The sequence below is a fragment of the Alkaliphilus metalliredigens QYMF genome (assembly GCF_000016985.1).
In the GTDB taxonomy this organism is placed as follows: domain Bacteria; phylum Bacillota; class Clostridia; order Peptostreptococcales; family Natronincolaceae; genus Alkaliphilus_A; species Alkaliphilus_A metalliredigens.
The window spans coordinates 4,203,387-4,216,080 of record NC_009633.1 but is presented as its reverse complement, the minus strand read 5'-3'; the positions used below and the strand labels follow the sequence as shown (position 1 = coordinate 4,216,080).

12 protein-coding genes are annotated in these 12,694 nt (G+C 36.6%); all 12 read left to right on the top strand.

The genetic code is table 11. The features are described 5' to 3' along the window. The first annotated feature begins 89 nt into the window (after positions 1-89). The 12 genes from AMET_RS20220 (at position 90) to nuoF (ending at position 12,666) form a co-directional block, all read left to right on the top strand. Entirely contained in the window at positions 90-1,217 is a 1,128-nt protein-coding gene (locus AMET_RS20220; protein ID WP_012065148.1) for an ABC transporter substrate-binding protein, read from the top strand. 108 nt (positions 1,218-1,325) lie between these two features. Then, the gene (locus AMET_RS20215) at positions 1,326-2,201 is read left to right on the top strand and encodes a branched-chain amino acid ABC transporter permease (protein WP_012065147.1); all 876 of its coding nucleotides are present in this window, start codon (positions 1,326-1,328) and stop codon (positions 2,199-2,201) included. Between the two features lie 3 nt (positions 2,202-2,204). Then, the gene (locus AMET_RS20210) at positions 2,205-3,287 is read left to right on the top strand and encodes a branched-chain amino acid ABC transporter permease (RefSeq protein ID WP_012065146.1); all 1,083 of its coding nucleotides are present in this window, start codon (positions 2,205-2,207) and stop codon (positions 3,285-3,287) included. A 1-nt stretch (position 3,288) separates the two neighbouring features. Next, complete coding sequence (locus AMET_RS20205) at positions 3,289-4,062, top strand: ABC transporter ATP-binding protein (protein ID WP_012065145.1); 774 nt, start codon at positions 3,289-3,291, stop codon at positions 4,060-4,062. After that, positions 4,055-4,762 carry an ABC transporter ATP-binding protein gene (locus AMET_RS20200; protein ID WP_012065144.1) on the top strand — a complete coding sequence of 236 codons (708 nt, stop codon included), beginning with the start codon at positions 4,055-4,057 and terminating at the stop codon, positions 4,760-4,762. The genes AMET_RS20205 and AMET_RS20200 overlap by 8 nt, the downstream gene beginning before the upstream one ends. Before the next feature lie 19 nt (positions 4,763-4,781). After that, complete coding sequence (gene dhaK / locus AMET_RS20195) at positions 4,782-5,765, top strand: dihydroxyacetone kinase subunit DhaK (RefSeq protein WP_012065143.1); 984 nt, start codon at positions 4,782-4,784, stop codon at positions 5,763-5,765. Between the two features lie 38 nt (positions 5,766-5,803). After that, a complete protein-coding gene (dhaL, locus tag AMET_RS20190) occupies positions 5,804-6,412 on the top strand; it encodes a dihydroxyacetone kinase subunit DhaL (protein ID WP_242661341.1) in 609 nt (202 codons plus the stop codon). A 170-nt stretch (positions 6,413-6,582) separates the two neighbouring features. Then, entirely contained in the window at positions 6,583-7,626 is a 1,044-nt protein-coding gene (locus AMET_RS20185; protein ID WP_012065141.1) for a PLP-dependent cysteine synthase family protein, read from the top strand. Positions 7,627-7,718: 92 nt separating this feature from the next. Then, on the top strand, positions 7,719-9,440 hold the full coding sequence (locus AMET_RS20180; RefSeq protein ID WP_012065140.1) for a sigma-54-dependent Fis family transcriptional regulator: 1,722 nt from the start codon (positions 7,719-7,721) through the stop codon (positions 9,438-9,440). Between the two features lie 486 nt (positions 9,441-9,926). Then, positions 9,927-10,409: an NADH-quinone oxidoreductase subunit NuoE family protein gene (locus AMET_RS20175; protein WP_012065139.1), complete on the top strand. Its 483-nt coding sequence runs from the start codon at positions 9,927-9,929 to the stop codon at positions 10,407-10,409. Positions 10,410-10,449: 40 nt separating this feature from the next. Then, positions 10,450-10,809, top strand: a complete 360-nt coding sequence (locus tag AMET_RS20170; protein WP_157047436.1) for a (2Fe-2S) ferredoxin domain-containing protein — start codon at positions 10,450-10,452, stop codon at positions 10,807-10,809. Positions 10,810-10,875: 66 nt separating this feature from the next. Next, positions 10,876-12,666, top strand: coding sequence for an NADH-quinone oxidoreductase subunit NuoF (nuoF, locus tag AMET_RS20165; protein ID WP_012065137.1), 1,791 nt, complete (start codon positions 10,876-10,878; stop codon positions 12,664-12,666). Positions 12,667-12,694 lie beyond the last annotated feature (28 nt).

The following is a 12,694-nucleotide window of genomic DNA, read 5'->3' as shown; positions in this document are numbered from 1 at the left end:
AGCAAAGGAAAGGAGGATTAAACAGGATTGTACTTTCAGTAGAACATTATGTTAGTACCATGAGAAAAATATAAGGGGGAACGATTTTTATGAAAAAAGTAATTGGGATTTTGCTTGTAGGTATTCTTATGATGACAGTCTTTGTAGGGTGTCAGAGTCAAACCACCAGCCAAGAATCTGAAGTAATCAAAATTGCTGTTGCAGGTCCATTAACTGGCGATTTTGCAGAGTATGGAACAGGTTTTTCCAATGCTGCTGCACTGATGGTTGAACAGTGGAATGAAGCTGGAGGCGTTCTTGGCCAGCAAATCGAATTAGTTGTTTTTGATGATAAAAACACTGGTGAAGAAGCTGCTACAATCGCTGAAAGAATTGCCGGAGATAAAGACATAAAGGCTGTTATTGGACACTTCGCTAGTGGTGTAGCCATGGTGGCATCACCAACATATCAGGAGGCTGGCATCCTTAACATTTCCCCTTCTGCATCACATCCTGACTTCTCAGGTGAGGGTGATTTCATTTTTAGAAATAACACCGTCATTGACATTGAAGCACAGGTTGCTGTCAATCTTGCAATTGACACCCTAGATAAAAAGAATGTTGGTATACTTTCTGTTAGAACTGATTGGGGTACCAGTACTGCTGATATTACTAAAGATCTTGTTGAAAAAGCTGGTGGAACCGTTGTTGATCATCAGGAAGTTGTTGATGGAACAATTGATTTTAGCTCAAATATCACAAGACTTCATAGTGCAGATGCAGATGTAATCATTGTTGTTGGTATGTATAACACCCTTGGACCATTTGCCTCTCAGTATAAAGCAGTTAATCCTGAAATTGAACTTGTAGGATTCTCCAATGCATATAGTCAACAATTAATCAATCTTGCACAGGAAAACGCTGAAAATATTCACTTCCCAACAATTTTCTTCCATGGAAGCGTAGAAGAAAATGTTTCATCTTTTGTAAGTGCTTATGAGGCTAAATACGGGTCAAGTCCAAGTAGCCTTACAGCTCAAGCCTATGACAGTGCTGGCATTATTCTTAAAGCTATTGAAAATGCTGGTACAGCAGATCGAAGTGCCATAAAAGACGAGGTTAGTAAGCTTGTGTATGATGGCGTTACTGGTGAAACAAAGTTTGAAGATAATGGAGATGCCATTAAAGCCTTTTCACTTGTTAAAATTGAAAATGGACAATTTATAGAAGTTAAATAGTGTAAAGCAAACTAAATTTGGCAAGTAGTCTATTAAGAATGAGTAGATAAACTTATTATTATATTACTACTTGCCAAATACAATTTCCTATTACGGGGAGGTGTCATATTGATATTAGATCAGTTAGTTAATGGCTTGGCTTTAGGGATGGTTTATGCATTAATTGCCGTAGGATATTCTTTGGTATTTGGAATTTTAAGACTCATAAATTTTTCACATGGTTCAGTGTATGCCTTCGGTGCACATATGGCCATGGTCTTCGTAGGTATGGAATATGGGATTGTACCAGCTTTGATTTTTAGTATTATATTAACGGGTATGCTAGGAATCGCCATTGATAAATTGGCATTGGCTCCTCTACGTGCTAAAAATTCAAAGCGTATAGCAGCTCTAATTACCACTATTGGCGTCTCTTATATTATTCAAAATCTTCTTATGATTGTATATGGAAGCGAGACTAAATTTTTTCCAAAACTTTTTGATTATGGGAATATCAATATTGGTAGGGTCAGTATTGGAACAACTCAATTATTCATAGTTGGTGTATCTCTTGTTTTACTTGTGTTACTAAGTTATATAATCAAAAAAACAAAAATAGGTCTTGCCATGAGAGCCGTTGAGCAAAATCATAAGGCTGCAAGCTTAATGGGAATAGATGTAAACTTTATTGTCACATTTACTTTCTTTTTAGGTGGTGCTTCAGCTGCCATTGCAGGAACGCTAATAAGTGGATATTATCAGGTGGTTTATCCGAACATGGGATTTTTAGCTGGACTTAAGGCCTTTTCTGCTGCAGTTTTGGGCGGCATTGGTATTTTACATGGCGCCATTGTTGGCGGGCTGATAGTAGGTGTTTCAGAAAGTTTTGCAGCAGCTTATCTTGGCGGAACCTATAGAGATGCTGTGGCATTTGTTATTTTGATTGCAGTACTCCTTGTGAAACCAACAGGGTTATTCGGGAAGAAAGGTAATATAAAGGTGTAGCCTATGGAGAAAAAAAATTATGGTACTCATAAACTTAATCATATCGTAGGTAAAATCCAAGGTGCTATGATAAAAAATAAAAATATTGTTATTGCTCTCTTGATAACATTGGTGCTGGCTTTACCATATATAATCAGCTCACAATATGTTTTAAGAATTATAATCATGATTGGGGTTTACAGTATTTTGTCCCTATCCCTAGGTCTTGTTACTGGTTATGCTGGTCAGGTATCCCTTGGGCATGCGGCTTTTTATGCTATAGGGGCATACACTTCTGCTATACTGAGTGTTAATTATGGCATTAGCTTTTTTATTACAGTACCTGTTGCGGCTATGATTGCTGCTTTATGTGGGCTTTTACTAGGGTTACCTACGCTCCGTCTTTCGGGGCCTTATCTTGCCATTACAACATTGGGATTTGGGGAAATTGTAAGAATGGTGTTGTCAAATTGGGACAGAGTCACCAATGGTCCATTAGGTATTTCTAGGATTCCAAGACCTTCTATTTTGGGTATTGAACTGACTTTGGCTAATAATGGTTTATACTATTTGATACTGATCTTTGTAGCCATAACCACTGTGGTTATGCTTGCTATTGTTAAATCTAAAATGGGAAGAGCGATGATGGCCTTAAGAGAAGATGAATTGGCAGCTACCATGATGGGAATTAGAATTACTTATTATAAAGTTGTGGCCTTTGTGGTATCTGCTTTTTTCTCAGGGCTGGCAGGTGCATTTTATGCACATATGATAAGATTTATTGACCCTAATAGCTTCACCTTTGATACCTCTATTCTGATTTTAAGTATCGTTATTTTAGGCGGTATGGGGACAATCAAAGGTATGTTTCTAGGTTCAGCTCTTTTAATTTCTTTTCCGGAATTCGCAAGATTTCTGCAGGCCTATAGATTTGTTGTGTATGGTGTTGTTCTGATTATGATGATGCGATATCGTCCCCAAGGTATTTTAGGGGGGCAGAAAAAGACTGAATACAAACTTCCTAAGGGAGTGGATGTTGGTCAAAGTAAGGAGACAGCTCCTGGCAAAACTGGAGAATCGATTAATACAGTGGAGGAGGGGGTATGATATGGCATTCCTTGAGGTAAAAAACATAACAAAGCATTTTGGTGGGCTTGTAGCGGTGGACAACGTGTCTGTAGATGTTAAGAAAGGTGAAATCGTGAGTATTATTGGACCTAATGGTGCGGGAAAGACAACGCTTTTTAATATGCTGACGGGAGTATACACCCTAACTGAAGGTGAAATTCTATTTGAAGGTAAACCAATTCATAATTTAACTCCTCAAGAAATTGTGAAGGCTGGATTAGCAAGAACTTTTCAAAATATTAGATTATTTGGTGATATGAGAGTGATCGAAAACGTTTTAGTCGGAATGCATATCAATACGAATTATCGTTTCTTTGATTTGATTTTTAGGACTAAAAAATTTCGAGAAGAGGAAATATCAAAACACGAAAAAGCAATAGAAATACTTGATTCAATTGGATTGAAAGAGAAGATGCATAACTATGCCGTTAACTTACCCTATGGTGATCAGAGAAGACTAGAAATAGCTCGCGCCATTTCTACTAATGCAAAAATACTCTTATTAGATGAACCAGCTGCTGGAATGAATGCCAAAGAATCTGATAAGTTGTTGAATTTTATTAAAGAGCTAAGGGATATCGGCTATACCATCATATTAATTGAACATGATATGAGTGTTGTGATGAACATTTCTGACAGAATATATGTGCTTGATCATGGCAAAAAAATTGCTGAAGGTCTTCCTTTAGAAATTGCCAATAATGAACGTGTGATTGAGGCATATCTTGGAAAGGGAGTGACTAACAATGCTTGAAGTTAAAAATTTGAATTCATACTATGGTAATATTCATGCATTAAAAGGTGTTAATTTAGAAGTGAAACAAGGAGAGATTGTAACCCTAATCGGTAGTAATGGAGCTGGAAAGAGCACCACCTTAAATTCCATTACAGGCTTACTAAAGGCCACCTCTGGAGAAATTTGGTTTAAGGGTAAGAATATAACCAATATTCCACCTTCTCATATTGTTAAAATGGGCATTAGTCTTTCGCCTGAAGGACGTGAAGTTTTTCCAGAGTTAACAGTTGAGGAAAATCTTCAATTAGGGGCCTACACAAGAAAAGATAAAAAAGTGATAAAGGAAACCTATGAGCGGGTTTATGAATTATTTCCACGATTGTTTGAAAGAAAAAAGCAAACAGCAGGAACCTTATCTGGTGGAGAACAACAAATGTTGGCAATCGGTAGAGGATTAATGTCGGAGCCGCAGTTACTGTTATTAGACGAACCCTCCTTAGGCTTAGCTCCTAATTTGGTATTGAAAATTTTTGAACTTATAAAAACCATTAATGAACAGGGGACTACGGTTTTATTGGTTGAACAAAATGCCAGTATGGCGTTATCTATTGCTAATCGTGGATATGTTTTAGAAACAGGAAAAGTGATGTTAACTGATGATGCAAAAGCGTTAAACAATAACGCTGAAGTAAGAAGAGCTTATCTTGGTATTGGTTAAAAATGAGGGGGGATAAGAAATGAAAAAAATTATTAATGATCCTAATGATGTTGTAAGTGAAATGCTTCAAGGGCTTGTGAAGGCACATCCTCAGCTAGTCTATTTTGATGAGGTTGAAGTGATTGCAAAGAAAGACAAAGCGGAAAAAGTAGGTCTTGTATCTGGTGGCGGCAGTGGACATGAACCTGCCCATGCGGGCTACGTAGGGAAGGGTATGCTTGATGCGGCGGTGGCAGGTAATGTATTTGCTTCACCTTCTCCCGATAGAGTCTTAAAGGGGATTCAAGAAGCCAACACTGGTAAGGGTGTCCTTCTTATCATTAAAAACTATTCAGGAGATATTATGAATTTTGATATGGCTCAGGAATTAGCTGGAATGGAAGGTATAAAGGTAGAGACTGTTGTGGTAAGAGATGATGTGGCTGTTGAAGATAGTACCCATTCTACTGGGCGTAGAGGCATTGCTGGAACAGTATTTGTTCATAAACTAGCTGGTGCAAAAGCTGAAACCGGTGCTACCCTGGATGAAGTTAAGAGAGTAGCTGAAAAAACCATTGCTAATGTCCGTAGTATGGGTATGGCAATGAGCCCTTGTGTATTGCCTGGAGTTGGCAAGCCTGGATTCTTACTAGGTGAAAATGAAATCGAGATTGGTATGGGTATTCATGGGGAGCCGGGAGTGGAGAAAACAAGTATCAAAACAGCAGCTGAGCTAGCAGAAATTTTATGTGATAAAATTCTTGCTGATTATGACGTTACAGGTAATGAAGTTGCATTAATGGTAAATGGACTTGGTGCGACACCATTGATGGAATTATATATTTTAAATAATGAAGTTGAAAAGAAGCTATCCAAGCACAATATAAAAATTTATAAAATATTTGTAGGTAATTATATGACTTCTCTTGAAATGGCTGGTTGCTCTATTACATTATTAAAACTAGATGAGGAACTTAAAGAACTGCTGGATGCTAAGTGTGATACACCAGCAATGAAAGTGTAGGTGAGGATATGGACATTAAAATAACTTCAAAAGAATATATGGAGTATATTGAATTGGTAGCAAAAAAGATTGAATTAAATAAGGATTATGTGACGGAGCTTGATTCCATCACTGGAGACGGTGATCATTGGGTCAATATGAATATGGGGTTTCAAAGGGTTTTGAAGGATAAAGAATCTCTTGCTTCAATGAAATTAAGTGAAATGTTTCAAAAGGTAGGAATGCTTATTATGTCTACTGTGGGGGGCTCCTCAGGGGTTTTATATGGAAGTGCCTATATAAAAGCAGCTAAGGTCCTTGGTGACGAAACAGAGATGGATATCAACTTACTATGTGAGGTATTGGAAGCGGAACTTAATGGGATTATGGAACGTGGTAAAGCAAAGCCAGGGTATAAAACCATGATTGATGCATTATATCCAGCGGTTACTCGCTTTAAGGAATCTCTTGAAAAGGGATTAGACAATCATACGGCTTTACAAGAATTAAAACAGGGTGCCATTGATGGTATGAATAGCACGAAAGAGATGGAAGCCGTCAAGGGACGGGCTTATTATCAAGCTCAAAAAGGTGTAGGACATATTGACCCAGGTGCAGTGACTATGTGTTATCAAATAGAAGTTTTGGTCGATTATTTATGCAAATGATAAAAGGCCAGATGTATTCATGTAACAGTATATCATTTGCTTAATCTTTAAATCACACACTAAAATCAAATGAGAACTACGGAAAATGTAAGTAGAAAAGCAAATGAAATTATTTGCTTTTCTATATTCACCAATAATTTGGCCTAATTCTATTTATAAGGGGGATCTGTATGTATTCAAGATGTGTTGAAGACCGTATAAAGGACTTATCAAACCTCATAGGAAACACACCCTTATTGGAAATTGAATTCACATATAAAGGGGAAAGGCGTAGGATATTTGCAAAAGCAGAACATTACAATTTAACTGGTAGTATCAAGGACCGTATGGCTTTACACATCATAAAAAAAGGTTATGAATCTGGTGAACTCAAAGTAGGAGATATCATTGCAGAAGCAACTAGTGGAAATACAGGAATCGCATTTTCTGCAATTGGCAGCTCATTAGGACATAATGTCACTATTTTTATGCCAGATTGGATGAGTGAAGAAAGAAAAAATTTAATGAAGAGTTATGGCGCTGATATTCAGCTGGTTAGCAAAGAACAAGGTGGATTTTTAGGTAGTATCGCTATGGCCGAAGAGTTTGCTAAAGATAATGAAAATGTTTTTTTGCCATGCCAATTTTCAAATGAAAATAATTGTCAAGCCCACTATTTAACAACGGGCCCTGAGATCTGGACACAACTTCAGGATTTAAACCTAATACCTGATGGAATTGTAGCCGGTGTAGGGACAGGTGGTACCATCATGGGAATCGGGAATTATCTAAAAGAAAAGAATCCTGATGTTAAAGTTTATCCACTTGAGCCTATCAGTTCACCTACATTAACCACAGGATATAAGGTTGGAAACCACAGAATGCAAGGAATATCTGATGAATTTATCCCCTCTATTGTAAAGCTTAATGAATTAGATGAAGTCATTGCAGTAGATGATGGAGATGCCATTATAATGGCCCAAAAACTTGCAAATGCTTTGGGAATAGGTGTAGGGATTTCATCTGGTGGCAATTTTCTTGGTGCCTTAAGGGTTCAAGAGATATTGGGAAAAGAGTGTATCATTGTAACGATATTCTCTGATGATAATAAAAAATATTTAAGTACTGATTTAATGAAGAAAGAACCAATAAAAGAGGGCTTTATGTCAACGGAGGTTGAATTAATCAGTGTAATCTCACATAAACGACAATGTGTAACTTGCTTGGCGAAATAGTTTGCAGACTTGATATAACAATCTAATTGTTAGGGTTACGAAATTTAGAAAAGGTTCTAAAATACTCTTTCGAGGAATAAGGTGATTGCTTTATGTATCTTGCTGAAATAAAAGAAACGGCCTCGCAGTTTGCTAAAACGATTTCGGAGATTCTGGATGTTGATGTGATGATAATTGATGATAATTATCATAGAATTGCCAACACATTCCGCTATAATCAAGAAGAAATACCCATTAATAGATATACTATTGTGGGGGAGACAATGCATACGGGTAAGGTTGTAGTTGTAAAAAACAAAGGGGAGTATGAACATTGTAAAAATTGCCCTGATTTAGATGAGTGTGCCATTTCAGGTCTAATTAGTGTTCCTATTTTCTTGGAAAGTAAAGTGGTAGGTGTATTTGCCCTATTAATTCCTATTAATAAAATCAGTCCTATCTTCGAAAACTTTGAGGTCTCCATAGATTTTTTGGAAAGTATGGCAGAGCTATTAAGCTCCAAGCTTAAAAATATTGATGATTATAATAAACTTAATCTTATTAAAAAACAACGTGAAATTATAATAGATATGATTGAGGATGGATTGGTTTTTGTTAATGATATGGGTGAGGTGGTGCATTATAACCACCAATTTGAAAACTTTTTTAAAATTGAAGGAGATATCTATGGAAATAAGATGAAAAAAATTCTTGATCATCCTTTCATCCATGAAATTATATTGTTGAGCAATAATTTTTCTCATAAACTCTTTTATTATGAACAAAAAAATCATAGTTTCTATGGATTTTTATCCTACAGGAATATAAATATAAATGGGATTAATCATGGAGCCCTTTTAACCTTTAAAAGTTTAGGGGCGGCATATAACGAACTTAATGAGATTTCAAATGACAAGGCTAATGTTTCTTTCTCAGATATTTTAGGGAAAGATCCCAAGCTAATTGAAAAGATAGAAATGGCAAAAAAACTTGCTGTTATTGATGAGAGCATTTTAATTTGCGGAGAGACTGGACTTGGTAAAACCATGCTAGTGAGGGCAATACATAACTTTTCTGACAGATCAAAAAAGTATTTTGCCATTGTTGATTGTAGCAATACTTCCTATGATTTACTTGAAAAAGAGATATTTGGTAGTGAGAATAATGGTAACGTTACTAGTTTAAGTATTGGAAAATTAAGGATGGCCCATAAAGGCACGATATTCTTTAATAATATATGTCAAATGCCACTGTACTTACAGAAGCGTTTAGTTGAAGTGATTAAAACCAAAGAACTAGAACAAAGAACTTACAAAGGATTTCATATCGATGTTAGATTTATATTTGATACCAGCAACGATTTAACAACACGTGTAAAGCAGGGTATGTTCAATGAAGAATTGTATTTTAGGATTTCTAAGAATATAATAAAGATTCCCCCCCTCCTAAGTCGTAAAGGAGATATAAAAATAGTGATAGATAGTGTCATTGAAGCACTTAAGATAAAACATTTGAAACCTCACTTAGAATTTAGCCAAGATGTTTTGGAGACAATGTACAAATATGCTTGGCCTAAAAATATTAGAGAAATCCAAAGAACGATAGATCTGATTATTGGCAATGCCGATGATTCTATAGTAAGACAAAAAGATATAATCGCTTTTGATTTTCATCGTTTGAGTAGAAAGGATCTAATCACATTAGATGATGCTGAAAAAGAACTGATTAAAAAAATGTTGAAGCAGTATAATTGCAAAGATGATATAGCCAAAGCCATGGGAATTGGACGAGCAACATTGTACCGTAAGCTTAAAAAATATGAATTGAATCAATAAGAAACTAAGTGTCGTACCTAATTATTAAACAAGTAGCCCTTGTAACACATATCCTTTTCATGTGTTGCGGGGGTTGTTTTGTCATGTTGCAAATTGCAGTAATCCTTTTCATTGAAATGAAGTGAAATTATCAGAAAATTGTTAATCAATTAACAATAAAAATGTTGAAAAACATAATAGTTATTTAGATAAATGTTTATGTATTAATAGGAAATAACAAAATATTTATAATTTTATGAAAAATAAAAACGACAAAATAATAGTTGAAACCCATTAAGAGCTCAGTTATAATCAAGATATAATTAGTAATATTACAAGAGAATCAATCTTTTGTTGTAGAAGTAATTTTAATAAAGAAGTAAGTAAAATGATGAATTTTATACAAGAACAGTATTTTTTTTGCAATATATAGTTAAAAAAATAACGATATTTATTAAATTAATATAGATAAAGACACAATGGGATTTAAAATAAGGAGGAGATACAATGAAAAAGAATGGTTTAACTGAAGAAAAATTCCAAAGGCTTCAGATGGTGATTGAAGAACAGAAGGGTAAGAAAGGTCCATTAATGCCAGTTCTACATGAAGCGCAGAAAATTTTTGGGTACATCCCATTAGAAGTACAAAAGAGAATTTCTGAGGAAATAGAAATACCATTAAGTGAAATTTATGGAGTGATCACATTTTATTCTCAATTTTCACTAGAACCTAAGGGCGACTATGTCATTGGCGTTTGCATGGGAACTGCCTGTTATGTAAAAGGATCACAACCTATCATTGACAAAATCAGTGAACTGACAGGAACGAAGCCTGGAGGAAACTCAGAGGATGGGCGGTTTTCTCTTGTGGCAACACGATGTATTGGTGCCTGTGGGTTAGCACCAGTTTTAACTGTTAACGAGGATGTGTATGGGAGATTAAAGTTGGAAGATATACCGGGTATTGTTGAAAAATATCAAGTAAAGTAATCCAATGTGTTGAATAGAAGGAGGGCTTATATTGAAATCAATGGCAGATCTTGAAAGAATTCGAAACGAAGCACTTGACCAAGTTAATCTTCGAAAAGAAAAAGGTGGAACTAGAATTGTTGTAGGCATGGCAACCTGTGGTATTGCATCCGGGGCAAGGCCTGTGATGATGGCGTTAATAGAAGAAGTGAAAAAAAGAAACCTAGAACATATGATTGTGACACAAACAGGCTGTATCGGGGTCTGCAAGTATGAGCCCATTGTTGAAGTCTACAGAGAAGGCGAAGATAAGGTAACCTACGTAGACATGACAGTTGAAAAGGCACAAAAGATCATCCTCGACCATATTGTTAACGGGAATATTGTATCGGAATATAGCATTGGAGCCTATGAAAAATAGCTTAGTATGGGATTAATGAAGACCATAAAGCTTAAGAGAATAACAACTACGTAAGGGGGCAAAATCATGGATGTATGTAGAGCGCATGTATTGGTGTGCGGCGGAACAGGCTGTGCATCTTCGGACTCATTTAAAATGATTGATAAATTTGAAGAAGAACTAAAAAAGGTCGAGCTAGAAAAGGAAATAAAGGTAGTGAAGACAGGGTGCTTCGGACTCTGTGAAGCGGGACCTATTGTCATTGTCTATCCAGGAGGTGTCTTTTACAGTCAGGTAAAGCTAGAGGATGTTGAGCGGATTACAAAGGAACATTTATTAAAGGGAAGAATTGTCACTGACTTAGTATATAAAGAATCAATAGAAGAAAATTTAATCAAAGGAATTGACGAAGTTGGATTTTATAAGAAACAGAAACGAGTTGCCTTAAGGAATTGTGGAATCATCAATCCTGAAGTCATTGAGGAATATATTGCCTTTGACGGTTATAAAGCCTTAGGAAAGGTTTTAACAGAAATGAAACCTGAGGAAGTCATTGATATCATCAAACGCTCTGGTCTAAGAGGACGAGGTGGTGGTGGATTCCCTTCAGGACTCAAATGGGAGTTTACAGCAAAAGCTGAGGGTGACGAGAAATATGTAGCCTGTAACGCCGATGAAGGAGACCCAGGAGCCTTCATGGATCGTTCTGTCTTAGAGGGAGACCCCCATGTCATCATCGAGGCCATGGCCATAGCTGCCTATGCTGCAGGAGCCAACAGAGGATATGTGTATATTCGTGCAGAGTATCCAATTGCTGTTGAACGTCTTGAAATTGCAATTAAACAGGCCAGAGAAAACGGATTATTAGGAAAGAACATTTTTGGAACAGAATTTGACTTTGAGTTAGAGATTCGGTTAGGAGCTGGGGCTTTTGTTTGTGGTGAGGAGACAGCTTTAATTAACTCTATAGAAGGAAAACGTGGAATGCCAAGACCAAGGCCACCATTTCCTGCCCATAAGGGAATTTGGAACAAACCGACGTTACTGAATAATGTGGAAACCTATGCCAATGTACCACAAATTATTCTAAATGGAGCAGAATGGTTTGCTAGCATGGGTACAGAGAAATCTAAAGGTACAAAGGTGTTTGCTCTAGGGGGAAAGATCAACAATACTGGACTTTTAGAGGTTGCTATGGGAACAACATTAAGAGAGGTTATTTATGATGTTGGTGGTGGTATTCCCAACGGCAAGGCATTCAAGGCGGTACAAACCGGTGGACCCTCTGGAGGCTGTATTACAGCGGAACATCTTGATACACCTATAGATTATGACAATTTAATTGCATTAGGATCCATGATGGGATCAGGCGGGATGATTGTTATGGATGAAGATAACTGTATGGTAGATATTGCAAGATTCTTCTTAGACTTCACTGTGGAAGAATCCTGTGGAAAATGTCCTCCCTGTCGAATTGGTACAAAGCGTATGCTAGAGCTCCTAGATAAAATCACCGAAGGAAAGGGTGAATTAGAGGACCTTGATAAGCTTGAGCGTTTGGCAGAAAGTATTAAAGTTGCCTCACTATGTGGACTAGGTCAAACGGCACCAAATCCAGTATTATCGACACTCAAGTATTTTAGAGATGAATATGAGGCCCATGTTAAGGAGAAAAGTTGTCCAGCTGGGGTATGCCAAGCGCTGACAAACTATGTTATTACCGATGACTGTAAAGGATGTACCCTATGTGTTAAAGCATGTCCTGTTGATGCAATTCATGGAGAACGCAAGGCAGTTCATTTAATCAATACAGATACATGTATCAAATGTGGCGCTTGTGTGGATAAATGTCCATTTAAGGCAATTGTAAAAAAATAACAGGGAGGATCTTGATCATAATTGAAAA